Origin of the sequence: Methylobacter sp. S3L5C (assembly GCF_022788635.1) — a bacterium.
Taxonomy (GTDB): Bacteria; Pseudomonadota; Gammaproteobacteria; order Methylococcales; family Methylomonadaceae; genus Methylobacter_C.
Window position 1 is genome coordinate 1,395,150 of the sequence record NZ_CP076024.1, and the last position, 23,899, is coordinate 1,419,048.

The window sequence follows — 23,899 nt, forward strand, 5'->3', positions numbered from 1 at the left end:
CCATGAATAAATTTGCCCATTTTTTCATTGACCGGCCAATTTTCGCGTCAGTATTATCTATTCTGATCGTTTTAATTGGCGGCATTGCACTAATTACCCTGCCTATCGCCCAATACCCGGAAATTGCACCGCCCACAGTTACTATCAGCGCAACCTATTCGGGTGCCAATGCCCAAATTGTTGCCGACACAGTAGCAACACCAATCGAGCAGGAGGTTAACGGTGTCGAAGATATGCTGTACATGTCTTCCCAGTCAACCAATAGCGGCACCATGACGCTCACCATTACCTTTAAGCCCGGGACTGATCTGGACAAGGCTCAGGTGCTGGTACAAAATCGGGTCGCACTGGCCGAACCCAAGCTACCTGAAGAAGTCAGGAAACAGGGTATCAGCGTCAGAAAACGCAGTCCGGATCTGAGTCTGATCGTTAGTTTAAACTCACCCGATAAACGTTACGACAGCATTTATATGAGTAACTATGCGCTACTACAAATAAAAGATACCTTGGCTCGACTGCCCGGTGTCGGTGAAATTGTGGTTTTTGGTGCCCGTGACTACAGTATGCGTCTCTGGCTTAATCCTGAACAAATTGCCTCGCGTAATATGACCGCCAGCGACATCGTCAAGGCCATCCAGGAACAAAATATCCAGGTAGCAGCTGGTGTAGTCGGCCAACAACCCACAAAAGAAAACACTGATTTTCAATACACTATCAGTACACTGGGGCGGCTTATGAATGCCGATCAATTTGCCGAGATTGTTATCAAACAAGGTGCGGATGGTCAGGTGACCCGACTCAAGGATGTAGCCCGCATCGAACTAGGTGCCAAAGATTATAATTCTGACCTGGTTCTGGACGGAGAACCCTCTGTCGGCCTCGCTGTCTTTCAGTTACCCGGCTCCAACGCGATAGACACCAAGAAGGCTGTCGTCGAGACTATGCTAAAGCTAAAGCCCAGTTTTCCGGACGGCCTTGATTACAACATGATTTATGATACCGTTGTATTCGTACAACAATCTATTGATGCGGTAGTCAAGACGTTGTTCGAAGCCATATTATTGGTCGTGATAGTCGTGATGTTATTCCTGCAAAACTGGCGGGCCACCATCATTCCAGTGCTCGCAGTGCCCGTCTCGTTGGTTGGCACTTTCGCGGTAATGTCAGCCATGGGCTTGTCACTTAATACCTTATCTTTATTTGGTCTGGTACTGGCTATCGGTATTGTTGTGGATGATGCCATCGTTGTCGTGGAAAATGTAGAACGTCATATGGCCTTGGGATTATCCGCCAGGGATGCAACCCGAAAAGCCATGGACGAAGTTATAGGCCCTATCATAGCCACAACGTTGGTTTTGATCGCTGTATTTATACCTACCGCTTTTATCCCGGGCGTCTCGGGTGCCTTTTACAAACAGTTTGCACTGACTATCGCTGTTTCCACCCTGATTTCTACCTTCAATTCGTTAACTCTGAGCCCTGCATTATGTGCATTACTGTTGGATCGGGCACATCATGACAAAGATAAATTTACGCGGGTTGTAGATCGTCTGTTTGGCTGGTTCTTTAATGCCTTTAACCGGTTTTTTGACCGATTTAGTGAAGGCTACGCACGTCTGATCGGCAGACTTATCCGCATGACCGTAGTGGTAGTCATATTCTATGTCGGACTTAACGGCCTTAACTTCCTGGCTTTTGAAAAAGTTCCCACCGGCTTTATTCCCCAGCAAGATCAGGGCTATCTGATTATGTATGCGCAACTACCTGATGCTGCCTCACTGGGACGTTCTCAGGCTGTAGTCCAGGAAGCAACACGGCTGATTTTGGAAACAAAAGGCGTAGCACATGTGAACGCCTACGCCGGATATTCGGTTTTGAGCGGGGCTAACCAGTCTAACGTTTCGACTCTTTTTGCAACACTTGAGAGTTTCGACAAACGTGCCGGCCACCCGGAATTGCACGCCAACGCTATTATTACCGAGCTTCAGAAGAAACTGGGCCAGGTCGGTGATGCCAAAATTGCCGTGTTTGCACCGCCGCCTATCCGTGGCATGAGCTCGGTCGGCGGCTTTAAACTACTCATACAAGATCGAACCAACACCGGTATTAACGCACTGGAAAAAACCAATGCTGAAATGATTGATTTAGGCAACAAGCAACCCGGCCTGACAGGCTTATTCACGACTTTGCGGACTGGCGTACCTCAACTGTTCCTGGATGTCGATCGTACCCGTGTCAAATCTATGGACGTCCCGTTAAAAGAAGTATTCGATACCTTGCAGATCTATTTGGGATCGCTCTATATCAACGACTTTAATATCTTCGGGCGGACTTATCAGGTTGTGGCACAGGCAGATTCTCAATTTCGCATGAAGCCTGCGGATATTGCCAAGTTAAAAACGCGTAATCTTCAAGGCGGTATGGTGCCTCTCGGCTCGCTTGTCGATGTACAGGAAATTACCGGACCAGACAAAATTACCCGCTACAACATGTATCCGGCGGCTGAAATCAATGGCAGCACGCTTCCCGGAATCAGTTCCGGTCAGGCCATTAATACCATGACTGATCTGCTGCATAAGGAGTTACCACGAGGCTTTGGCTTTGAATGGACCGAACTTAGCCTGCAACAAGTTCTGGCCGGAAATGTAGCCATGCTGGTTTTCCCGTTAAGTGTTATTTTCGTGTTTTTGGCGCTGGCAGCTCAATATGAGAGCTGGTCATTACCGTTTGCGATAATCCTGATCGTACCGATGTGTATTCTGTCCTCAATGACCGGAGTTTGGTTAAGTAATATGGATAATAATATCTTCACACAGATCGGCTTTATCGTACTGGTGGGCTTGGCCAGCAAAAATGCCATTCTGATCGTGGAATTTGCGAAGCAGCGGGAAGAAAGCGGCCTTAACCGCTTCGATGCTGCCATAGAGGCATGTCGAATCCGGTTACGTCCCATTTTAATGACCTCGCTTGCTTTTATTTTTGGTGTTTTTCCACTGGTTATCGCAGAAGGTGCCGGTGCAGAATCACGGCAAATATTAGGTACAGCCGTGTTCAGCGGCATGCTGGGCGTAACCTTTTTTGGTCTGCTGTTAACGCCGGTCTTTTATGTAATCGTACAGGGATTTTCGCAACGCTTGCGGCCGCAAGGGCCCAAGACCGGTAAATTATCACCTCAAGAATCTGCTACCGGCAAAGACCTATGATCCAGTACAAAATAAAAGCCAATAAAGTCATAACGTTTCTGAGCGCTACACTACTAGGTGCCTGTGCGGTAGGTCCAGACTACAAGTTGCCTGCAACCGAGACGCCTAAAGCGTTCACCCATGAAGTTAACCCTGAGTTCTCGACAAAAGGCATAGAAGTGGCTTGGTGGAAGCTTTTTAAAGATAAAGAATTGACTGTTTTGGTTGATCAGACTGTGCAGCATAATTATGATCTTCAGACCGCACGGGCCAATCTCAAAGAAGCCAGAGCTCTGTATATGGAGGCCGGGCTGAATATGGCTCCGATTGTCAGCTCACATGCCAATTACACCGACCAGCAACGCAGCCTTGGTGCCATGAATAATCTGACCTTTGCGCCACGTCCTCTGAAACTTTACAATGCCGGTTTTGATGCAGCGTGGGAAATTGATTTGTTTGGTCGCGTGCGCCGTAATGTGGAAGCAAGTAGTGATGAGGTTGAGGCGCAAGAAGCCAGTCTTCGCGACCTCAGCGTCAGTCTAATTGCCGAGGTCGCCAGAAATTACTTTGAATTGCGTGGCCTTCAAAATCAGTTGTCGGTAGCCCAAAAGAACGCCAAGAATCAAACCCAAACATTAAACATAACTAATGTCAGGCTTGAAAATGGACGTGGTACAGAACTTGATACCTCAAGAGCCATAGCGCAACTTGACTCTACAAAAGCCACCATTCCGCTCATACAGGGTAGTATTTACCGGGCCATTCATCGACTCGGCATTCTGACCGGACAACTACCGGGCGCCCTGATTAAAAAACTGGAGCAGTCTGCCCCGCTACCCATCATTGTCGAGACCATCAATATCGGTAATCCTGCAGATCTACTGCGCCGCCGCTCCGATATACGTATGGCCGAGCGCACGCTGGCTGCTGCTACGGCCCGTATCGGCGTTGCTACTGCCGACCTTTTTCCTCGGGTTAATTTTGTCGGCACGCTCTCCATGGAAGCCAGCACCCTTACAGGACTGGGCGCTACCGGCTCACAAGCCTATGCTTTCGGCCCAAAAATCAGTTGGGCATTCCTCGATTTGGGCCGTGTATACGCCCGTATTAAGGCTGCTGATGCGAGTACCGAAGCCAGTTTGGCTCAGTACCAGCAAACGGTGCTCAATGCGTTGGAAGAAACTGAAAACGCTCTGGTCAACTACAATCAAGAGCGAGCACGACAAGTATTACTGGCCTCTGCCGCTCAAGCCAGTATAAAAGCCGATGAATTGGCTCACCTGCGCTTCAATGAGGGTGTCAGCGATTTTCTGACCGTTCTGGATACTGAGTTACGCCTGTTGCAAGACGAGGAACGTCTTGCGCAAAGCGAAACTGCCACGGCGACATCACTGGCAGCACTTTATAAGGCACTAGGTGGTGGCTGGGAAGTCACGGTACCCATCAAGCACTACTCATTATTAGAAAATATGGTAAATCAATAGGCTATAGAAATATCTTCTCTTTATAGATTCTCGGATAAATAAATTCGACGCTAACGGATACCATCTCTAGAAGCTATGGTATCCGTTCGAGCATGTGCGACGTAAATTGAAAATTTAATTTCTGAAAGACTATAACGCTTATAATTGATACCTATTGAATTAACCCTGCCTGCTTTCCTGCTCTTGATAATATCGGAAAGTTATTTTTAGCACCATCTTGGCCAAGGCGTTAAAAATAGTGTACCTGTATTGTGAATATCCTCTTGGCGAACTTGTAATGGTCAAGTAAAACCGGACACTTTCTTAAGCAGTCTTCTTGTAAAATTCCCGTTCAAATTCCAGCGGGGATTGGTAGCCTAATGTTGAATGCAATCGTTTGCCATTATAAAACGCCAAATAATCAATAATACTCAGCTTTGCCGCCTCTTTAGCTTTGAATTTTTCGTAGTTTAGTTGCTCATGTTTTAAGCTTCGAAAAAATCGCTCGGTCGGCGCATTATCCCAATAATCACCTTTACGGCTCATGCTCTGCTGCATCTTCATTATTCCTAAATGACTTCGGTATTCATGGCTAGCATACTGGCTACCCCGATCCGAATGATGCACCAAGCCTGGTTCAGGTTTTCGCCGCCAAAACGCCATTTGTAAGGCATTAACACACAGTGAGGTACGCATGTTATTGGCAATGGACCAGCCCACTACTTGCCTGGAAAATAAATCAACGACAATCGCGACGTACAGCCAGCCTTCAAGAGTCCAGACGTAAGTAATATCGGTCGTCCAAACCTTATTGGGCGCAGCAACATCAAATTGCCTGTTTAACAGATTGGGAGCAATCGTCTCATTATGATCGCTATCTGTAGTCACTTGGAAACGTTTTGGGGAGCGTGGTTTTAAGCCCCATTTTTTCATCAATTGCCTTGCTTTATAGCGCCCGACCTGAATATCTTCTTTTATAAAAGCTTCCGATAAACGGCGAGAACCGTAAACGTTCTTGTTTTCTCCAAATAGCTCAATCGCCTTAGCTTCAAGCTGTTTTTGCCGTATTTTTTTGTCAGTATCTTTAGGCCTTTTCGCCCACGCATAAAAGGCGCTGGTACTAACCTGCATTACTTTACATAGCACGGTAACTGGAAAAGTCTTCTGTTGCTCTCGAATAAAACCGTATTTTATTGGAGTTCTTTCGCAAAGAAGACTGCGGCCTTTTTCACCCTAAAGGGCACCTTGTAATATCTCGCGCTCCATTCGCAATTGTTCAACTTCTTTGCGTAAGCGCGTTAACTCATCTTGATCGATTAAGTTCAAAACGCTTTTCTTGATCGCCGATGGTGACGGCGATCCTTGTTCGGCTCTCACCCATCGCCCAATGGCGCTAAGGGAAATACCTAGATTATCGGCTGCTTGCTTTTGTGTATAGCCTTTTTCATTAACTAACTTGGCCGCATCTTGTTTAAATTCAATCGTGTAATTGGGTCGTTTTTGCTTAGTTTTATTACTCATATTCACCTCTGTTGACATTATAAAGCTGTCTTTAGAAGTGTCCTGTTTAATTAAACCATTTCAGATTAAAAAGTTTAAAGGTCGAGTATTAGCAATTTTGTGGGCCAACAAAAGCCATCAGGCACAAAAAAGCCTCAATTTATGAGGCTTTAAACGTGGAGCAATATTTGGAGTGACAGTTTTAAAATCTATTCAATATTTTGAATCTGCTCGCGCATTTGTTCAATCAGCACTTTAAGCTCAATGGCGATTTGGGTCATTTCCTTGTCGGTTGATTTAGAGCCTAAGGTGTTGGCTTCACGATTGAGTTCCTGCATTAAAAAATCCAGGCGTCTGCCAACGGGGTCTTTTTCTTTTAATACGCGCAACACTTCAGTGATATGAGTATCCAGTCGATCCAGTTCTTCGGTAATATCCAGTTTTTGCGCCATAAAAACCAGTTCCTGTTCCAGACGATCAAAGTCGGGTTGTGCAACCAGTTCGTTAATTTTGTCGGTTAATTTATTGCGGATCAGTAATAGGACTACAGGTATTCGTTTGCTGGCCAAGACCACAAACCCCTGCATTTTTATACAGCGCTCTTCGATCAAGACTTTAAGTTGAGCGCCTTCGCGTTCCCGTACTTCCAGAAATTTTGCCAGTGTTTGCTTGACCAGATGGGTTATTTCTTCATTAAGGTGGGTTTTGTCAGTAGCAGGTTCTTGCTGAATGCCGGGGAAAGCCAAAATATCCAGCGCTGAAAATGATAAAGGTGCGAGCATGTGCTCTTCAATGGCATCGGTGGCGGCAAGTAAGGCGCGCACCGCATCGCTATTAACGTTAAAGCTTTGTCCGTCTTTGGCCTGTTTTTTAATACTCAATGAACATTCAACCTTGCCCCGATTAACTTTTGCAGCAATAAGTGTGCGCAAATCCGTTTCAATAAAGCGTAAGTTATCAGGGAGTTTTAAGGTGATATCACAGTAACGGTGGTTGACCGAACGTAATTCACAATGTAGGGTTGAGTCTCCAATACGCGCCTCATTCCCGGCATAAGCGGTCATACTTCTAATCATTAATCACCTGTGAAAGTTAAAGAGTCAAAAATGTAAGTATAGCATTCTAATACCCTGATATTTGAGTCTTGCTTATTGCCACTCTTTGGCAAGAATTTATAAATTGAAAACTTAACGGCTTACAGATCAGGTATACTTGGCAGTTTTAATTTTATCGGAACAGACATGAGACCTAGCGGACGTAATCCAGATCAACTCAGAGAAATAAAATTTACCTGCGGTTATACCAAACATGCAGAAGGCTCTGTGCTGGTTGAGTTTGGCGATACCCGAGTGCTTTGTACTGCCAGCGTTGACAGAAGTGTCCCGCGTTTTCTTAAAGGCAAAGGTGAAGGCTGGGTTACCGCTGAATATGGTATGTTACCCCGTTCAACACATAGCCGGATGAGTCGTGAAGCGGCTTATGGTAAACAGGGTGGTCGCACTTTGGAAATTCAGCGCTTAATCGGTCGCTCTTTAAGAGCAGCGGTTGATTTGAAAGCGTTGGGTGAGCATAGTGTTACTATTGATTGCGATGTTTTGCAGGCCGATGGTGGTACGCGTACAGCGGCAATTACCGGTGGTTTTGTTGCCTTGTCGATTGCGATAGAAAAAATGCTTAAACGCAAACAGATTAAAACCAACCCGCTACATGGACAAGTGGCATCAGTATCGGTGGGTATTTTTAATGGTATACCGGTGCTGGATTTGGATTATGCCGAAGATAGCAATGCCGAAACCGATATGAATGTGGTGATGAATGATGCCGGTGCATTTATTGAGATTCAGGGGACTGCCGAAGGTCATGCCTTTAGAAAAGAAGAGCTGGATGCGATGCTTGAGTTGGCAGGTCTTGGTATTAAGCAATTGTTGGAAAAGCAACAGGAAGCTTTGGAACAATATTTATTAAAATAAGACTTTCAGCTTAAAACATCACCACGAAGACACGAAGGACACGAAGAAAAAGCCAAGAGTAAAAATTCGTGTCTTCCTGGTGCTTGCTGTTTTTAAGATTTTTTACTTGCATCTTGACCTTTGAAATCTCTATGACTTTTCTCTCATCACAACAGATCGTTCTGGCCAGCAGCAATCCCGGTAAAATTAAAGAAATCCAGACGATTCTTGCCAATCACCTCATTGTCCCACAGTCAGCGTTTAAGGTGACAGACGCCGAGGAAACCGGTTCGACTTTTATAGAAAATGCCATTATCAAAGCCAGAAATGCCGCTCTGCATTGCAATTTGCCGTCTATAGCCGATGATTCCGGACTGGTTGTCGATGCTTTAAACGGTGCGCCGGGTGTTATTTCGGCGCGTTATGCGGGTGTTGGTGCCAGTGATCAGGATAATGTACTTAAATTACTACAGGAACTGGAAGGTGTTCCTGATGAGCAGCGTAGCGCACGTTTTATTTGCGTGATGGTATTTATGGAGCACGCCAATGATCCTTTTCCGGTTATTGCTCAAGGCGTTTGGGAAGGCAGAATTTTAGACCATGCTATCGGTGCCAATGGTTTTGGCTATGATCCGGTGTTTTGGGTGCCGGAACATCATTGCGCCTCGGCTGAATTATCGGCTGACGTTAAAAATTCAATAAGCCACAGAGGTCAGGCATTGCAAAGTTTAACGGCTTTAATTAAGGCGAGGGAGCTCTAGATGCGACCAATTGGCATTTGCTATTAATTCGATAAAGTATGAATACACTGTTTGCCATCGCTCACCAGTTTGCCAATGATGTTACCGCGTTATCTCCGTTAGGCAACGGCCTGATTAATGATACGTTTCTGGTGACTACGCAATCAGCACCATTTGTTCTGCAACGTATTAATCGCAGTGTTTTTCCTGCACCGGATCAGATTATGGCTAACCTGATCCGGCTTAACCGGCATCTTGAGCAAAAATCCGCTACTGACGTAAAACTGAAAATTCCGGGTTTGGTAAAAACTATCGCTAACGAGGACTTTTATCAGGATGAACAGGGTGATTACTGGCGTGCACTGTCCTTTATAGCGAATACAGAAAGTCTGGAGACTCTGACTAATTTAAATCAGGCGCAACAGACAGGCTTTGCATTGGGGCATTTTCATCGTTTAGTGAGTGATCTTGAGCCTTTGCTACTGTACGATACGTTGCCCGGATTTCATATTTCCCCTGATTACTTACGCCATTATCATCAGGTTTTAACCCAATCGACCCGGCAACTTGAGCCTGAAAGTCTTTATTGCACAGAGTTTATTGCCAACAATCAGCATTTTGCTAATGATCTGGAAGCCGCCAAACAGCAAGGCTTGCTGGTCTTGCGGATTATTCATGGCGACCCTAAATTAAATAATTTTCTTTTTGATAAGGATAGTAAAAAAGTCGTCAGTATTATTGATCTCGATACCGTTAAGCCGGGCCTGGTGCATTATGATATTGGTGATTGTTTGCGATCTTGCTGTCATGATTTGGCAACTAATACTTTTGATCTGACTATTTCCACGGCCATATTAACAAGCTACTTAGCCGAAGCGGGTGCATTTTTTACCGATGATGATTACCGGCTTTTGTACGCGGCTATCCGCTTAATTCCGTTTGAACTGGGGCTGCGTTTTTATACGGATTATCTGCAGGGTAACCGTTATTTTAAAGTCACTGAGCATAAACAAAACCTGAAGCGTGCAGCTGACCAATTCCGGTTGTGTGAGAACATCATGGCGCAGGAATTTGCCATTAAGGCATTAATAGAGCAGTTAAAAAACCATGAATAATTTAAGCCTCGCCGAGTTAATGCAGCTATTTCCACAATCCGGAGAACTGGTGTGGATAGGCGTAAGACCTGCGCGAGGTGAGCCCATGATTACCGTGAACAAAGTGCTGGCCGATCAACGTTCGGGTTTGATAGGCGATCGTTATAACGGCAGTAGCGGTAAACGGCAGGTGACGTTAATGCAGTGGGAACATTTATCGGTGCTTGAATCGATTATGGGCAAAGCCATTGTTCCTGAATTATTGCGCCGTAATCTGGTGATTAAAGGTATTAACTTGCTGGCGTTAAAAAATCAGCAATTTCGTATCGGCGAGGTTGTTTTTCAAACAAGCGGATATTGCCACCCCTGTTCAAAAATGGAAAAATTATTAGGTTTCGGCGGCTATAACGCCATGCGCGGACATGGCGGATTAACGGCTCAAGTGTTAAGCGGTGGTGTACTGCGAGTTGGTGATGATTTGACAGTCTTGCCGCATAGAGAGATACCTTGCGTAAACAATATTCTGTAGAACAACGCAATCTTGTTATAGGTTATGCTCTGGTAATGCTTGGTGCCTTGGGTTTTTCAGCCAAAGCCATTTTGGTAAAGCTGGCTTATGCCGCCAATCCTGAAGTTGATGCCATTTCCCTGATGGCTTTGCGTATGTTGTTTGCGTTGCCGTTTTTTTTGCTGGTTGCCGTTTGGCACAATAAAAAAACACAGGCATTGCCGCTGGATAAAAAACAATGGGCAGTGGTGATTGTTTTGGGCTTAATGGGTTATTACCTGGCAAGCTATCTGGATTTTATCGGGCTGCAATACATATCAGCGGGACTGGAGCGGGTTATTATTTTCTTGTATCCTACCTTTGTCGTTTTGTTTTCTGCGCTTGTTTACCGGCGGAAAATTACCGCTCGTGTTGGTATCGCGCTGGGTTTGAGCTATATCGGCACTCTGCTGGTTTTTATGGAACATTTATCGGTAGCTTCATCCGGGCTTTTGTTGGGTTCAGGTTTTGTGCTTAGTAGTGCCGTTATTTTTGCCTGGTTTGTTATGGGCAGTGGCGTTATGACGTTACGCATAGGTTCAGCACGTTTTACCGTTTATACGATGACCGTTGCCAGCATCGCAACCTTGGTACATTTTGCTGTTCAGCATGGCGATAATTTTAGTCGATTGCTCTCGCTGCCTTATAGCGAATGGCAGCGTGTTTATTATCTGGCATTACTCATGGCAATTTTTTCTACCGTGTTGCCGGCATTTTTCATGAATGCCGGTATACGTAGAATTGGTGCAGGATCAGCAGCCATTATCAGCACAACCGGTCCGATAGTGACTCTGGTTTTGGCTTATTTGCTATTGGATGAGGCGATTACTTGGCTTCAGTTGATGGGGACTTTGTTTGTGTTGGCTGGAGTTTATGTGGTCGGTCGGGTTAAGGTGCTTTCCTCCAAATAATAGTCCCGACTTGCTGGCCTTTTTATGCATTTACTGCGCTAATCCTGCTTGTCTTTCTGGACAATAACCAAAAAGTAGACTAGATTCACCTCTCATCACCCCATTACACAGCCAGGAATTATGAAAAAACTAATCAGCCTTTATATTTTATTATCGGTAATCTGTGGTTCGGCAATTGCACAGCCGCAAAGCATCGATAAAACCGGTCCGGGCTTTATATTATTGGATGTTTTGCTTTATCGGCCGGTGGGTTTGGTTGCAACTGTCATTGGTTCGGTAGTATTTGTCGGGGTAAGTCCATTGATTGGACTGGCATCCATACCTGAACCACATGATGCGTTTGCTAAAATGAGTGAAATTTTGGTTCTCGCACCTGCCGGCTATACTTTTGTTCGGCCTATAGGTGACCGTGATTTTCCTTATCATGCCTCACCGAATAAGCATCATTTGATGGTAGCACCCAATAAGGCCGAAGTGCAGAAGGATGCCGTGTTACCAAAGCCAGTCCCAGTCGAGGCGCCAGAAGTATTACCTGAAATACCCCCCCAGCAGAGCTATCCTGACGTTGGTAAAGGTTTGTAGCAATATATGTTGAGCGTTTAGCGACCTTTGCCGCTAGCGCTCAAAATGTCTTATTTACAGTATTATTAAAATACAGTTTCAGGCTTTGGGTGGAACATAACCTTCAGGCATCTCGTTACTTCCTTCAAACAGGAATTTGGTTCTTTCTTCTGCCAAATAAGCACGAGCTTTCGGATCAAAACTGGCCAATTTATTTTCATTAATTAGCATGGTTTGCCTTGTTAACCATTCTTTCCAGGCAGTTTTAGATATTTTTTCATATATTTCTTGGCCTTTAGGTCCCGGAAATGGCGGTTCGTCAAAGCCTTCAGCTTCTATACCCAATTTTACGCACTTAACCATTCTAGTCATTATCATTCTCTTGTATGTTGCTGCAACAGCAGTTTAATAGGTGCCGGTAATCCCAGCAGGTTAATTTGTTTAGCGTTATACCAGACAGTTTGATTGGCTTCCATCACAAAATTTATAAGGTTATCTGTTTGGATAAGTACCGGTGTGTAATCCAAATGGTAATGGGAAAAGGTATGCCGGCGGGTTGCCAGTGTTTCAGAATCGATAACAGGCCGGTTATTTGTTAAGCACCAGTTATGCGCAGATTCAATACTGTCAAATTCCGGCAGACTCCATAAGCCCCCCCAGATGCCGGTCGGCGGTCTTTTTTCCAGTAATGTCTGCTTGTTGTTATTACTCAGTAACAAGAACACAAGTTGTTTAACCGGCAAAATTTTAGAAGGTTTACGGGTTGGCAACAGGGATACCGTTTCGGTACTTCTGGCCAAACAATGCTTTTCAAGAGGACAGTCAGCGCATTTTGGTTTACTGCGGGTACAAACGGTCGCACCTAAATCCATCATTGCCTGAGTGTAATCAGCAACGCGATCTATGGGAGTTAAATGGGTGCTGATAGCCCATAATTCTTTATTAACCAGACTGGTGCCGGGCCAGCCGGAAACGGCTTTAAATCGTGCCAAGACTCTTTTTACATTGCCATCGAGTATGGGATGGCTTTTTTGAAAGGCAATACTTAAGATAGCTCCGGCGGTGGATAATCCTATACCGGGTAATGCGTTAAGCTCCGCCAATGTATCAGGAAAATAACCTTGTTCTGCTATAAGTTGTGCAGTTTTATGTAAGTTGCGGGCGCGAGCGTAATATCCCAAACCGGACCAACGATGTAAAATTTCATCAGCAGGTGCTTGCGCCAAAGACTCCAGAGTAGGGAATTGTTCGATGAAGGCATTAAAGTACGGAATAACCGTACTAACCTGGGTTTGTTGCAGCATTGTTTCAGAAAGCCATACCCGATAAGGACTAATGTCTTTTTGCCAGGGCAGATCTTTTCGACCTTTTTGATCGAACCAAGCGAGGATATGTTGTTGGAAATCTGATGGATTCATAAAAGCGTTATCATGTTGCGGGGGGGCGGCTGAAGTTATCCCTCACCAAGTTAAGGATTAAAGTCCTGTTTATTGACATTAAGTTGTTAGTGTTTTTTGAACAGACCTTTTAATAAATTACCAATGCCGGGGCCTACTTTCTTGTCAATTTTATCTGCGATGTTGTCTATTTTTTCCTGGTTTTTATCGATAAATTTTTCTATTTTGGCTTTGTTTTTATCAGTTAACAGTGCGGCTACATCAAGTGTATAAGTCGGTTTACTAAAGGTGCCGGCAATAGCGATATTGATAGGCGTATCATGAAGCTGTTCCGGTTCCGTTGCCGTCGCCCCGGTTTTAATGAGTCGGGTATTAAGCTTGTAATCGAGTTTTTCTGTGTTCAGATCGGCGTTACCTTTGCCATTGATACGCATTTTGGCAGAGGAGGCAACCAAATCGTTATTTTGGAGCAGGCCCTTATTAATGGTTGCAGTTCCTGTAATGTTGGTAAACAGCGTTTGATCATTTTTATTATTGACGGTTACCGCAGGTTCTTTAATTAAGGCTTTGGCATCATCAATAATTTTTTGCAGATTAAAACCTTTGATTACGCTATCTTTAAACAAAAAACTGATGTTGCCATTGAGTGATGATTTAAGCTCATGAGTATTGTTACCTTGTCCTTGTAATTGTGCCGAGGCGTCAACGATTCCACTCATTTTGGCTTCGCCTTTAAAGTCCTTAAGTAAGGGCTCTATTTGTACGCGGGTTATTTTCTCGTTTAAAGTCAAGGCTGGGATTTTGTTGCGCATATCGATAGCAAGGCTGCCGTTATAGGAACCTTGATAAAACGTTTTAGCAGACTGTTCAGTGCTAATAAGGCCATTTTTCGCCTGTAGGTTTAATTGAATGTCTTGCATAACCAAGCCGTTAATTTTAAGTTTACCCAGAGATAATTGACCATCAATATTCAATTTTCTTAAAGTTTCTACAGGTAAAGCAGAAGCGCCAGTTGCCAAGGCAACTGCGGGGCTGGTGACCGGTCTGGACGATTTGTCGGTAACCGGTGGTAAATAACGATCAACATCGCAAGCATCGGCTATCAGGTTAAAAGTGATAGCGGGTTGGGTAAAGTCGCTAAAACGGGTTGAGCCTTTAATTTGCGTCTCATCCAGAGTCATTATTAAATTTTGCAAATCGACCGAGTTTTCCGTTGCCACCAGAGTAAAAGTTGCTGCTGAATTGGTCAAGGCCTTGGGATCTTGCATAACCGGAATGGCGATGCCCAGTTGCTTTAATACCTCTGATGGATTAAAGGCAGCAATGCTGACAGGGCCCTGAAAAGAAGGCTTGTCATCAAGTGAACTGCCGGTAATTTCCGCAGCGAGGGTGACATCCTTGGATTTAAGTACCAAGCCGGATACATTAATGGTCTGCTTCGCCAGGTCAAGCGCAGTTGCTGTGACGTTAAGCGTAGCCGTTAGGGATTTTCCGGGTATGCTTTCTCCTGTCAGGATTATTTGTAAATCACTATGACTTAATATCAATGTATCGAGTCTTTCATTAATCGTGAACCCCGTAGTTAATTTGATAGACTCGGTGAGTTTTGTTTCAGGATTTAAAACGACCAAAGAAAGATCAATGGCAACAGGCTGGTCATAGCTAAACTGATCGCTATTAAGGTTAACATCTTTTATAAGCAGGTGTTTTTCCGAGTGCTGATCATCCCAGTTAATTTGGGCACTTTCTACGGCAATACCACCGATAGTTAAAGCTAACGAAGTATTGCTGTCGTCAGTTTTTGCGCCATTATTGATAGTGTTTATAGTGGGTGAGGTGGTTTTTATCGTAGCTGATGTGCTTAAATCACTCCAGTTGTTCACGCCTTGTGAATTTTTTGTAAGATTCAGTACCAAGCCTTTGACGATGATCCGGCTGATTTCAATTTTCTTCGCTAATAAAGGTAATAATTTAACCTTGATAGTGCTTTCTTCGAGAGTCGCGAAGGGACGTTCCTGAAAGCCTGCGGCATTGCCCAAGACCATTTGGCCGGTTGAAATGCCTAGCCATGGGAAAATTGACAGTGTTAATTCGCCTGTCAAGGTCAGGTCGCGGCCGATCTTTTCTTTAACAGCGGCGGTAATCTCGGGTTTAAAGTTATTTGGATCAATGACAAAAGGCAAGGTAATGAGCGTAATCGCTACCACAAAGAACATTGCCGCAATGATTGATAGTATGATTTTAAACGGTTTTCCCACAATACTTTCCTGGTTTTAAATAAAGTGTAATGATTGTCTATTATGGAATATCATGCAGCACTGACGCCAGTTAAATTCTGGCGGGAATCAATGATGTTGTATTGCATATAATAATTAAGAAGGAAGTGAAAAGATGTCGATTTTAGCTGTATTTGCAGGAATTGCTGTGCTGGTGTGGTTTTATTTAACGGCAAAAGAGAAAGGTGAGGAGCGATTTAAATGGGCTATTACAGGAATAATAGGCTATTGGCTTGCCTGGGGAGGAGTTAAGCTGGCTATAGCAGCTGTCTTATCCGGATTTGTTGCCAAAAGTACGATACTTGCACTTATACTTAACCAGATTCCGGTTCTTTGTGCCATTGGAGCCGCTTTTTTGATCAGAAAGAAATTGTTGGCAGATGCGGCCAAAAACAATAATCAAGGCTAATTCAAAAGGCCCAAGCTTCAAGCGTTAAATGTCTTAACCTTAAATCTCGGGCCTTAACTTTTAATTACAGTTTATCTGCATTTTTATCCAGGTATTCTGCAACGCCCGCAGGACTTGCATTCATACCGGTATCGCCTTTATTCCAGCCAGCCGGGCAAACTTCGCCATGCTCTTCGAAAAATTGTAACGCATCAATCATGCGCAACAATTCATCCATATTACGACCTAAAGGCAGGTCGTTAACAACTTGGTGACGGACAAGACCGCTACGGTCTATCAGGAAAGTTCCACGATACGCAACGCCGCCATCTGCCTCAACATCATAATCTTTAACGATAGAATGTGTTAAATCAGCAGCCATTGTATAATGAACCGGGCCGATACCACCTTTGTTGATTGGCGTGTTGCGCCATGCATTGTGGGTGAAATGAGAGTCTATAGATACTGCAATAACTTCAACGCCACGGCTTTTAAATTCATCCATACGATGATCCAAAGCGATCAGTTCACTGGGGCATACAAACGTAAAGTCTAAAGGGTAGAAAAATACGACTGCATATTTACCGCTAGTGGTATCAGAAAAGCTGAATGAATCAACTATTTGACCATCGCCTAAGACGGCAGGAACTGTAAAATCAGGGGCTTGTTTACCGACTAATACGCTCATTAATTATCTCCAAAATGTTGAAAAGGCAAAAGGTTATAGACTTATTATCAGCCACTATCTCAGTGGTATGTTCCTATTCTACACCGTACTAGTAGGTAATTGTCCAGTGTTGAAATTTATAACTTGCTTTTACGCCAGCTTGAGGGATAATTTGTAGCTAATAGACTACAGTCATTCCTGTTTTAGATTTTCAAAGCGGTTCTAAAATATTGGCGATATAGCCTTTCTGTTAAATCCAAATAATATATAGTTCTTGTCGAGGGAGATTATTCTGTGGCAAAAAATAAGCATATAACCGAGCCGGATGTATTTGGCTTTCAAGTTCGTATCGTAAGACGCGGCAAAGAGAGTAGCCGTTATTTCTCTCACAAATTGTGGGGTAACAAAAATAAATCTTTGAATGCGGCAATTACCTGGCGAGACCAGATGCTGGTCGTTTTAAAAGGTAGTAAAACACGCTTTCTCAAGCCACCCAAAAATAAAACCACTACCGGTGTTACGGGTGTATCGAGAACCATTAAGTATGATCATAGAAAAGATAAAAATTATCTGTGTTATACGGTTTTTTGGGTCAGCAATGGCAAATCCAGAAATAAAACCTTTCAGGTTGGTAATGTAGACAAAGTCACTGCTGATGATGAGTTGCATGCGTTTCGGACAGCCAAGTTATTCAGGATTTGTTATGAGGTTTCAATAGATAACGATATTGAATTTTATGATGACAAATTTGTTGGCTGGAAGAAAACCCGGCTTTATGATGATGAGAATTTAAACGCTGTATTATAAGCGGCTTTTATTGATGTCTTTAAGCGGGTCAACTGATTTGGGGAAATAGTGTCGAAGACTGACTGTGAATGCGAGTGAAATATCCCTGGAGAATTTTATTTTCATTCATGCACGCCAAGTTGCCCAATAATACCATCCAGTTCATCCAGACTGGAATAGGCAATAACCAGTTTTCCTGAGCCATTTTCTTTATGGTCAATGACAACTTTTGCGCCCAATTTAGCCGTTAAATTGTCCTGTAATCGTAAGGTGTCGTTATCGACAACCTTAATTTTTTGAATCTTTGGTTCGGCGTGGCTTTCTTTAACCAAACGTTCTGTTGCCCTTACCGTTAAACCGTCTTTAACTACTTTATTGGCTATGGCGACTTGTTTAGACCCATCTAATGACAACAGAGCGCGCGCATGCCCCATTTCCAGTTGATTATTAAGTAATAATATTTTTACCTCGGGTTGCAAGTCTATCAGTCTCAATAAATTAGTAACCGTAGTTCGCGACTTGCCAATAGCTTCTGCTATGTGTTGATGAGTCATCTCAAACTCATCCAGTAACCGTTTTAACGCTTCGGCTTCCTCCAAAGCATTAAGGTCTTCCCGTTGGATATTTTCAATCAGCGCTATAGCCATTGCGGCGCGATCATCTATTTCTTTTATAACTACAGGTACTTGTGTCAAGCCGGCTATTTGTGCGGCACGCCAGCGACGCTCTCCAGCCACTATTTCATATTTTTCATAAGCAAGTTGGCGCACAACGATAGGCTGAATTATGCCTTGCGCCTTGATGGAGTCTGCCAGTTCCTGAAGTTTTTCCGGATTGATATCTTTGCGTGGCTGATACTTGCCTCGTTGCAAATATTCTATGGGCAGCGTGTGCAAGTGGTGCTGCTCATCTTTAACAGAAATATCGCCTAATAAGGCATCAAGACCCCGACCTAATCCGCGTTTATTTAAAGACATTTTTTCTCTTTATTAATCATTGTATCCGCCAGTGCAATAGTGCTGTAATCCCGCAATGTTTTATTGTAATAATACGGTCTGTTAGACAAATCAGTTTAATTTAAAGATGGCGAACCATCGCTTCAAACTCATCAATCAACTTTCTTAAGTCTTCGGTTTCTTGCAAAAGATGACGGTTTTCTTGTTGGATAATTTCGATTAATGCCGATGCCATCGCTTCCCGCTCATCTATTGCCTTGTTGATTATCGGTACTTCCGGTAATCTTGGGGCTATTTCAGCGTTGTTTTCGGCAATTTTTTGGACAACAACCGGTTCAGCTATTAATTCATCTGAATTGATATCGTCTGGTGATGGATGACGGTTTTTATGAGGGCTGTTAAGCGGTGAAGTTTGCGGCCGAGTTATTGCCTCTTTAGCAGAAACATTTGCCAATAAAGCTTCAAGACCCCTACCCAAGCCACGTTTTTTTATAGTCATGCCTGGTCTTTTTTGATCATTTCATCTGCCAGAGCCAGATATGCCAAGGTTCCCCGTGATGATTTATCATAACTTAGTGCCGGCAAACCATGGCTTGGTGCTTCGGCCAAGCGAATATTTCTTGGAATACAGGTTCTAAATACTTTATCGCCAAAATACCGGATCAACTGCTCGGAAACATCTTTGGTCAGGCGATTTCTATCGTCATACATCGTCCTTAAAATACCTTCCAGATGTAAATCCGGATTGACGGAGCTTTGGATATTATGCAGTGTACCCATTAATGCTGATAAGCCTTCCAGGGCGTAGTACTCGCATTGCATGGGGATTAATAAACTATTTGCCGCCACCATTGCATTTAACGTCAGCATGTTTAAAGACGGTGGACAATCTATCAGAATGTAATCGTAGTCGGATTTTATCGGACTTAATGCATCAGCCAGTCGCAGTTCTTTGCGGTCAGCATGAATTAATTTTACTTCAGCAGCAGTCAGGTCAGCATTTCCGGGAATCACCGAGAAGCCGATGTTGGGGCGATAAATAACGGCTTCTGCGGCAGGCACATCCTCCATTAATAAATCATAACTGGAATATTTTACTTCCTGTTTATCTACGCCACAGCCCATCGCTGCATTGCCTTGTGGATCAAGATCTACCAGCAATACTCGCTGTTTAGCGGCTGCCAAGGAAGCTGCCAGATTAACACTGGTTGTCGTTTTTCCTACGCCGCCCTTTTGATTGGATATGGCAATTATTTTTCCCACTAACTTACCTCGGATTCTTTAGTCAATTGTATTCTAACCAGACATCTTTCTGCGGTTATTCCTGGAACGTTGACAGGGATCAGGGTAGTTATTGCTGATTCCAGTTCCGAAACATCAGGTGCTTGTCCTTTCATTGCCAACAGTACGCCATTCTTGTTGAGTAAATGCGCCGTTAATTTCACTATATCAGATAAACTGGCAAACGCTCGGGTAATGGCTGTATCAAAACTTGTTTCGGGATGATATTGTTCAACACGATTATGACAGACAGTGACATTTTTCAGTTTTAACTCAAGGATTGCCTGTTGCACAAACCGTGTTTTTTTGGCATTACTATCCAATAAAGTAAACTCGATATCGGGTAAATAAATCGCCAGCGGAATACCCGGCAGGCCGGCTCCCGTACCGATATCAATAACCCGTTTACCTTCAATAAAGGGCAAAATGGCCAGGCTATCCAGCAAATGCAGGCGCACCATCTCTTCCTTGTCCCGTATGGCGGTCAGATTATAAGCTTTATTCCATTTTTCAAGCAGCTTTATAAAGCCTAGCAATTGCTCAACTTTATCTTCAGCAGTCGATAAATTTAGGGATTCAAGACCGGAAATCAGAATTTTTTTACACGTTTCCATTAGGCACTTTTCTTTTTTAAATAAACTAACAGCAGGGAAATGGCGGCGGGAGTCATACCGGGTATTCGTGATGCCTGACCTAACGTTTCTGGCCGCTGCGCTTTAAGTTTTTGGCTTACTTCGTTGGACAGCCCTGATACGCCGTTATAATCAAGGGCATCTGGAAGTCGTAAATGATCGTAGCGCAGTGCTTTGTCAATTTCAGTTTGCTGCCTGACAATATAGCCTGCATATTTAGCCTGAATTTCAACTTGCTCGCCCACCTGTTCAGTAACCGCTTCGCCGCCCTCCATAAATGACAGTAAACGTTCTATATCCACCTCGGGTCGTCGCAGTAACTCCATCAAATTAGCTTCTTTTAGCAAGGGCTTGCCCCAGATTTCTGCCACCTGAAGTGCTTCTTCTGTATCTGCCCTGACCCATTTTTTTTTCAAATCATCCTGCAATCCGGAAATCGCGGCACGTTTAATCTCAAAAGCTTGCCAGCGTTCATCATCAACCAAGCCCAATTCACGACCTTTTTCTGTTAAGCGCAAATCGGCATTATCTTCTCTTAACAATAAACGATATTCAGCACGACTGGTAAACATACGATACGGCTCTTGTGTGCCGCGGGTAATCAGGTCGTCAATCATCACGCCCATATAAGCTTCATCACGGCCAGGGCACCAGCTTTCAAGGCCCATAACCAAACGTGCCGCGTTTAGCCCTGCAATCAAACCTTGTGCGGCAGCTTCTTCATAACCAGTGGTGCCATTAACTTGTCCTGCAAAAAACAAAGCGTCCATATGCTTGGTTTCCAACGACATTTTTAAATCTCTGGGATCAAAAAAATCATATTCAATGGCATAGCCAGGACGGATTATTTCGGCATTTTCAAAGCCCAGCATTGAGCGTACAAACTCATACTGCACATCAAACGGTAAGCTCGTGGAAATGCCATTGGGATAAATTTCATTGGTATCCAGACCTTCAGGCTCGACAAAAATCTGGTGGGTATCTTTATCGGCAAAACGGACGATTTTATCTTCAATAGACGGACAATAACGTGGCCCTATGCCCTCAATAATCCCTGAATACAGCGGCGATCTATCCAGTCCGGCACGGATAATATCGTGAGTTTTACTATTAGTGCGGGTGATATGGCAAGGGATTTGGCGGGGATGCTGTTCGCGTTTACCCATAAAAGAAAACACGGGTACAGGACTATCGCCGTGTTGCTCTTCCAACTTACTGAAATCGATGGTTCTGCCGTCAATACGCGGCGGTGTTCCGGTTTTTAAGCGGTCAATGCGAAACGGCAATTCGCGTAATCGGTCAGCCAAGGCAATAGAGGCAGAGTCACCGGCTCGGCCACCGCTATAATTTTCCAGGCCGATATGGATTTTTCCACCCAAAAAGGTACCGGTTGTTAATACCACGGCTTTCGCCATGAAATTTAAGCCCATTTGGGTTTTAACACCGACGACTTTATTGCCGACGACGATTAAATCAGCAACTGTTTGCTGAAATAGCGCCAGATTAGGTTGGTTTTCCAGTGTACTTCTGACCGCCTGCTTATACAGCATTCGATCTGCCTGCGCGCGAGTTGCCCTGACCGCAGGACCCTTGCTGGCATTTAATATACGAAACTGAATGCCGCCCAGATCAATAGCTTTGGCCATAATTCCGCCCAAGGCATCAATCTCTTTAACCAAGTGACCTTTGCCAATTCCGCCAATCGCAGGATTACAGCTCATTTGCCCCAAGGTCTCTATGTTTTGCGTTAACAATAATGTTTTCGCTCCACAACGAGCGGATGCCAGAGCGGCTTCAGTACCTGCATGGCCGCCGCCGACCACAATTACGTCAAAATCTTTTTTAAATTTCACAAGCTTTTTTTACTCAGAGTCGCTATATTAATGTGTGTCAATTAGACATACTTTTTACTATTATAAGAGGTAAACCATGAAAAAACGTAACAATCCTGACAAAATAGATTGTGTTCCTGTTCAAAACCCGGTTGCAAAGTTCGCACACCAGTTTAATAAGGCACATGTCTTTGAAGATAAAAACAAATATCATCGCAATGCAAAGCACAGGAAGCAGGAGGCTTCACTAATAACTCTGGTTAGAATTATTAGCGAAGCCTCCTGCTTCTTTCAACCTCTGCATTCCACCAGAAGTCTTTAGTAAAATTATTATCTGCGCTTATCGCTGCGGACTTGTTGTCGCTCTTTTATCTTAGCGACCCAAGACTGCGATGCTTGTCAACATTCCCGACAGAACTTTTTAAAGGTGTCTCATAGAGCTGATTCTGGTAGAGTTTTACCGATTTAATAGCAGGTAAGCATTCTTGAATGATTGCTTTACAGCAAACCATGCTCCGCAAAGGAGTAAGGGTTGCCATCACCAATAATAAAATGATCGAGTACGCGGATATCGAATAAGGTTAACGCTTGTTTGAGCTTATCGGTGATTTGTTTGTCAGCCTGGCTGGGTTCGGTAATGCCGGAAGGATGATTGTGGGCAAAAATGACTGCCGCTGCATTGTGATATAGCGCCTGTTTGACAACCTCTCGAGGATAAACGCTGGCACCGTCTATGGTTCCCCTGAATAATTCCTCCAGTTTGATAACCCGGTGTTGGTTATCAAGAAATAAACAGGCAAATACTTCGTAACTATAACCGCGTAATTGTGCGCTGAGATAGGCTTGGGTAGTTTCCGGACTGGTTAAGGCGCTGCCCCGTTCGAGTATCTCTTTAAAATGGCGCTTGGCCATTTCCAGTACCGCCTGGAGTTGGGCATATTTGGCGCCTCCCAAGCCGTAACCCATGCAAAAGCGCTGTTGGTCTGCATTGAGTAAGCCTTTTAAAGAGCCAAATTCTGCGAGCAAGTCACGGGCTAAATCCACTGCCGACTTGCCGCGTGTGCCGGTTCGTAAAAAAATAGCCAGCAGCTCGATATCGGTTAAGGCGGCCGAGCCCCGTTGTAGCAGTTTTTCTCTGGGCCTGTCTTCTGCGGGCCAATCTTTAATAGCCATGAGACATTCCTTAAAGCAAGTTAAGATGGCCAATCATAAAATAATTTTGCTGCTCTTGCCATAAAAACGCCTGATTTTAGCGCTTAAAGCCCCAGGTCGCTTAAGTTTGGATGATCATCAGGACGCGGGCCTTGTGGCCAGTGGAATTTGCGGTCGGCTTCTTTAATGGGTAAATCATTGATGCTTGCGTAGCGACGTTGCATTAAACCATATTGATCAAACTCCCAGTTTTCATTGCCATAAGAACGAAACCATTGATCGCTATCATTACGCCACTCGTAAGCAAAGCGAACTGCGATCTGGTTGCCGTTAAAGGCCCAGAGTTCTTTTATTAAACGGTATTCCCGCTCTTTTGCCCATTTGTGTGTAAGAAACGCTATGATTTGTTCACGACCTACGGGAAATTCAGCACGGTTTCGCCATTGACTGTCAATGGTATAGGCCAGGGCAACGCGTTGTGGATCCTGATTATTCCAGGCATCTTCAGCCAAGCGAACTTTTTGGATTGCCGTTTCAAGGGTGAAGGGCGGAAAAGGCGGGCGTGCTTCCTGGATTGCGTTCATT

The 23,899-nt window shown here is 44.2% G+C and carries 23 protein-coding genes and 1 pseudogene; 10 read left to right on the forward strand and 14 right to left on the reverse strand.

Annotated features, from left to right (window positions below):
* Nucleotides 1-2 precede the first annotated feature (2 nt).
* Together KKZ03_RS06465 and KKZ03_RS06470 are read left to right on the forward strand one after the other, a co-directional pair.
* Nucleotides 3-3,203 carry an efflux RND transporter permease subunit gene (locus tag KKZ03_RS06465; protein WP_243220700.1) on the forward strand — a complete coding sequence of 1,067 codons (3,201 nt, stop codon included), beginning with the start codon at nucleotides 3-5 and terminating at the stop codon, nucleotides 3,201-3,203.
* A complete protein-coding gene (locus KKZ03_RS06470; RefSeq protein WP_243220701.1) occupies nucleotides 3,200-4,666 on the forward strand; it encodes an efflux transporter outer membrane subunit in 1,467 nt (488 codons plus the stop codon). The genes KKZ03_RS06465 and KKZ03_RS06470 overlap by 4 nt, the downstream gene beginning before the upstream one ends.
* Nucleotides 4,667-4,969: 303 nt before the next feature.
* Here the strand turns inward: KKZ03_RS06470 and KKZ03_RS06475 are convergent.
* From KKZ03_RS06475 to KKZ03_RS06485, 3 genes and pseudogenes are all read right to left on the reverse strand, one after another.
* Nucleotides 4,970-5,857: pseudogene (locus KKZ03_RS06475) on the reverse strand (IS3 family transposase); the annotation flags it as partial.
* 21 nt (nucleotides 5,858-5,878) lie between these two features.
* Nucleotides 5,879-6,166 carry a transposase gene (locus KKZ03_RS06480; RefSeq protein ID WP_243220702.1) on the reverse strand — a complete coding sequence of 96 codons (288 nt, stop codon included), beginning with the start codon at nucleotides 6,164-6,166 and terminating at the stop codon, nucleotides 5,879-5,881.
* A 188-nt stretch (nucleotides 6,167-6,354) separates the two neighbouring features.
* A complete protein-coding gene (locus tag KKZ03_RS06485) occupies nucleotides 6,355-7,221 on the reverse strand; it encodes a YicC/YloC family endoribonuclease (RefSeq protein ID WP_243220703.1) in 867 nt (288 codons plus the stop codon).
* A 165-nt stretch (nucleotides 7,222-7,386) separates the two neighbouring features.
* Here KKZ03_RS06485 and rph point away from each other — a divergent pair, with 165 nt between their 5' ends.
* From rph to KKZ03_RS06515, 6 genes are all read left to right on the forward strand, one after another.
* Nucleotides 7,387-8,115 carry a ribonuclease PH gene (rph, locus tag KKZ03_RS06490; RefSeq protein ID WP_243220704.1) on the forward strand — a complete coding sequence of 243 codons (729 nt, stop codon included), beginning with the start codon at nucleotides 7,387-7,389 and terminating at the stop codon, nucleotides 8,113-8,115.
* Nucleotides 8,116-8,246: 131 nt separating this feature from the next.
* The gene (rdgB, locus tag KKZ03_RS06495) at nucleotides 8,247-8,855 is read left to right on the forward strand and encodes an RdgB/HAM1 family non-canonical purine NTP pyrophosphatase (protein WP_243220705.1); all 609 of its coding nucleotides are present in this window, start codon (nucleotides 8,247-8,249) and stop codon (nucleotides 8,853-8,855) included.
* A 38-nt stretch (nucleotides 8,856-8,893) separates the two neighbouring features.
* Nucleotides 8,894-9,949 carry a phosphotransferase enzyme family protein gene (locus tag KKZ03_RS06500; protein ID WP_243220706.1) on the forward strand — a complete coding sequence of 352 codons (1,056 nt, stop codon included), beginning with the start codon at nucleotides 8,894-8,896 and terminating at the stop codon, nucleotides 9,947-9,949.
* The gene (locus KKZ03_RS06505; RefSeq protein WP_243220707.1) at nucleotides 9,942-10,457 is read left to right on the forward strand and encodes an MOSC domain-containing protein; all 516 of its coding nucleotides are present in this window, start codon (nucleotides 9,942-9,944) and stop codon (nucleotides 10,455-10,457) included. Before KKZ03_RS06500 ends, KKZ03_RS06505 begins: the two co-directional genes overlap by 8 nt.
* Nucleotides 10,436-11,386 (forward strand): DMT family transporter, encoded by a 951-nt coding sequence (locus KKZ03_RS06510; RefSeq protein WP_243220708.1) that lies wholly within the window; start codon nucleotides 10,436-10,438, stop codon nucleotides 11,384-11,386. The genes KKZ03_RS06505 and KKZ03_RS06510 overlap by 22 nt, the downstream gene beginning before the upstream one ends.
* Before the next feature lie 120 nt (nucleotides 11,387-11,506).
* On the forward strand, nucleotides 11,507-11,968 hold the full coding sequence (locus KKZ03_RS06515) for a hypothetical protein (RefSeq protein ID WP_243220709.1): 462 nt from the start codon (nucleotides 11,507-11,509) through the stop codon (nucleotides 11,966-11,968).
* 78 nt (nucleotides 11,969-12,046) lie between these two features.
* Here KKZ03_RS06515 and KKZ03_RS06520 read toward each other — a convergent pair whose 3' ends face one another.
* From KKZ03_RS06520 to KKZ03_RS06530, 3 genes are all read right to left on the reverse strand, one after another.
* Complete coding sequence (locus KKZ03_RS06520; RefSeq protein WP_243220710.1) at nucleotides 12,047-12,319, reverse strand: oxidative damage protection protein; 273 nt, start codon at nucleotides 12,317-12,319, stop codon at nucleotides 12,047-12,049.
* Nucleotides 12,320-12,321: 2 nt separating this feature from the next.
* Nucleotides 12,322-13,365, reverse strand: coding sequence for an A/G-specific adenine glycosylase (gene mutY, locus KKZ03_RS06525; protein ID WP_243220711.1), 1,044 nt, complete (start codon nucleotides 13,363-13,365; stop codon nucleotides 12,322-12,324).
* Between the two features lie 86 nt (nucleotides 13,366-13,451).
* Entirely contained in the window at nucleotides 13,452-15,602 is a 2,151-nt protein-coding gene (locus KKZ03_RS06530; protein ID WP_243220712.1) for an AsmA family protein, read from the reverse strand.
* A gap of 133 nt (nucleotides 15,603-15,735) precedes the next feature.
* Here KKZ03_RS06530 and KKZ03_RS06535 point away from each other — a divergent pair, with 133 nt between their 5' ends.
* Nucleotides 15,736-16,029, forward strand: a complete 294-nt coding sequence (locus tag KKZ03_RS06535; protein ID WP_243220713.1) for a hypothetical protein — start codon at nucleotides 15,736-15,738, stop codon at nucleotides 16,027-16,029.
* A 64-nt stretch (nucleotides 16,030-16,093) separates the two neighbouring features.
* Here the strand turns inward: KKZ03_RS06535 and KKZ03_RS06540 are convergent, their stop codons facing one another.
* Complete coding sequence (locus KKZ03_RS06540) at nucleotides 16,094-16,696, reverse strand: peroxiredoxin (protein ID WP_243220714.1); 603 nt, start codon at nucleotides 16,694-16,696, stop codon at nucleotides 16,094-16,096.
* Between the two features lie 273 nt (nucleotides 16,697-16,969).
* Here KKZ03_RS06540 and KKZ03_RS06545 point away from each other — a divergent pair, with 273 nt between their 5' ends.
* Nucleotides 16,970-17,482: a hypothetical protein gene (locus KKZ03_RS06545; protein WP_243220715.1), complete on the forward strand. Its 513-nt coding sequence runs from the start codon at nucleotides 16,970-16,972 to the stop codon at nucleotides 17,480-17,482.
* 101 nt (nucleotides 17,483-17,583) lie between these two features.
* On the opposite strand, the gene KKZ03_RS06550 is transcribed toward KKZ03_RS06545, so the two are convergent.
* The 7 genes from KKZ03_RS06550 to KKZ03_RS06580 all read right to left on the reverse strand — a co-directional run bounded on the left by KKZ03_RS06550 (nucleotide 17,584) and on the right by KKZ03_RS06580 (nucleotide 23,898).
* Nucleotides 17,584-18,438 (reverse strand): ParB/RepB/Spo0J family partition protein, encoded by an 855-nt coding sequence (locus KKZ03_RS06550; RefSeq protein WP_243220716.1) that lies wholly within the window; start codon nucleotides 18,436-18,438, stop codon nucleotides 17,584-17,586.
* A gap of 100 nt (nucleotides 18,439-18,538) precedes the next feature.
* Complete coding sequence (locus KKZ03_RS06555) at nucleotides 18,539-18,916, reverse strand: hypothetical protein (RefSeq protein ID WP_243220717.1); 378 nt, start codon at nucleotides 18,914-18,916, stop codon at nucleotides 18,539-18,541.
* Nucleotides 18,913-19,680 carry a ParA family protein gene (locus tag KKZ03_RS06560; protein ID WP_243220718.1) on the reverse strand — a complete coding sequence of 256 codons (768 nt, stop codon included), beginning with the start codon at nucleotides 19,678-19,680 and terminating at the stop codon, nucleotides 18,913-18,915. The genes KKZ03_RS06555 and KKZ03_RS06560 overlap by 4 nt, the downstream gene beginning before the upstream one ends.
* The gene (gene rsmG / locus KKZ03_RS06565) at nucleotides 19,680-20,312 is read right to left on the reverse strand and encodes a 16S rRNA (guanine(527)-N(7))-methyltransferase RsmG (protein WP_243220719.1); all 633 of its coding nucleotides are present in this window, start codon (nucleotides 20,310-20,312) and stop codon (nucleotides 19,680-19,682) included. Before rsmG ends, KKZ03_RS06560 begins: the two co-directional genes overlap by 1 nt.
* Nucleotides 20,312-22,183 (reverse strand): tRNA uridine-5-carboxymethylaminomethyl(34) synthesis enzyme MnmG, encoded by a 1,872-nt coding sequence (mnmG, locus tag KKZ03_RS06570; RefSeq protein WP_243220720.1) that lies wholly within the window; start codon nucleotides 22,181-22,183, stop codon nucleotides 20,312-20,314. The genes rsmG and mnmG overlap by 1 nt, the downstream gene beginning before the upstream one ends.
* A gap of 477 nt (nucleotides 22,184-22,660) precedes the next feature.
* A complete protein-coding gene (radC, locus tag KKZ03_RS06575) occupies nucleotides 22,661-23,335 on the reverse strand; it encodes a DNA repair protein RadC (protein WP_243220721.1) in 675 nt (224 codons plus the stop codon).
* Between the two features lie 83 nt (nucleotides 23,336-23,418).
* Nucleotides 23,419-23,898: a nuclear transport factor 2 family protein gene (locus KKZ03_RS06580; protein ID WP_243220722.1), complete on the reverse strand. Its 480-nt coding sequence runs from the start codon at nucleotides 23,896-23,898 to the stop codon at nucleotides 23,419-23,421.
* Nucleotide 23,899: the final 1 nt, after the last annotated feature.

What these genes read in the sequence shown, in the direction of transcription:
- KKZ03_RS06555 (WP_243220717.1), bottom strand. Translation starts at nt 18,916, where the DNA reads ATGACTATAAAAAAACGTGGCTTGGGTAGGGGTCTTGAAGCTTTATTG.
- KKZ03_RS06465 (WP_243220700.1), top strand. Translation starts at nt 3, where the DNA reads ATGAATAAATTTGCCCATTTTTTCATTGACCGGCCAATTTTCGCGTCA.
- radC (WP_243220721.1), bottom strand. Translation starts at nt 23,335, where the DNA reads ATGGCTATTAAAGATTGGCCCGCAGAAGACAGGCCCAGAGAAAAACTG.
- KKZ03_RS06485 (WP_243220703.1), bottom strand. Translation starts at nt 7,221, where the DNA reads ATGATTAGAAGTATGACCGCTTATGCCGGGAATGAGGCGCGTATTGGA.
- mutY (WP_243220711.1), bottom strand. Translation starts at nt 13,365, where the DNA reads ATGAATCCATCAGATTTCCAACAACATATCCTCGCTTGGTTCGATCAA.
- KKZ03_RS06515 (WP_243220709.1), top strand. Translation starts at nt 11,507, where the DNA reads ATGAAAAAACTAATCAGCCTTTATATTTTATTATCGGTAATCTGTGGT.
- rph (WP_243220704.1), top strand. Translation starts at nt 7,387, where the DNA reads ATGAGACCTAGCGGACGTAATCCAGATCAACTCAGAGAAATAAAATTT.
- KKZ03_RS06580 (WP_243220722.1), bottom strand. Translation starts at nt 23,898, where the DNA reads ATGAACGCAATCCAGGAAGCACGCCCGCCTTTTCCGCCCTTCACCCTT.
- KKZ03_RS06535 (WP_243220713.1), top strand. Translation starts at nt 15,736, where the DNA reads ATGTCGATTTTAGCTGTATTTGCAGGAATTGCTGTGCTGGTGTGGTTT.
- rdgB (WP_243220705.1), top strand. Translation starts at nt 8,247, where the DNA reads ATGACTTTTCTCTCATCACAACAGATCGTTCTGGCCAGCAGCAATCCC.
- KKZ03_RS06505 (WP_243220707.1), top strand. Translation starts at nt 9,942, where the DNA reads ATGAATAATTTAAGCCTCGCCGAGTTAATGCAGCTATTTCCACAATCC.
- KKZ03_RS06520 (WP_243220710.1), bottom strand. Translation starts at nt 12,319, where the DNA reads ATGACTAGAATGGTTAAGTGCGTAAAATTGGGTATAGAAGCTGAAGGC.
- KKZ03_RS06550 (WP_243220716.1), bottom strand. Translation starts at nt 18,438, where the DNA reads ATGTCTTTAAATAAACGCGGATTAGGTCGGGGTCTTGATGCCTTATTA.
- KKZ03_RS06480 (WP_243220702.1), bottom strand. Translation starts at nt 6,166, where the DNA reads ATGAGTAATAAAACTAAGCAAAAACGACCCAATTACACGATTGAATTT.
- rsmG (WP_243220719.1), bottom strand. Translation starts at nt 20,312, where the DNA reads ATGGAAACGTGTAAAAAAATTCTGATTTCCGGTCTTGAATCCCTAAAT.
- KKZ03_RS06540 (WP_243220714.1), bottom strand. Translation starts at nt 16,696, where the DNA reads ATGAGCGTATTAGTCGGTAAACAAGCCCCTGATTTTACAGTTCCTGCC.
- KKZ03_RS06500 (WP_243220706.1), top strand. Translation starts at nt 8,894, where the DNA reads ATGAATACACTGTTTGCCATCGCTCACCAGTTTGCCAATGATGTTACC.
- KKZ03_RS06470 (WP_243220701.1), top strand. Translation starts at nt 3,200, where the DNA reads ATGATCCAGTACAAAATAAAAGCCAATAAAGTCATAACGTTTCTGAGC.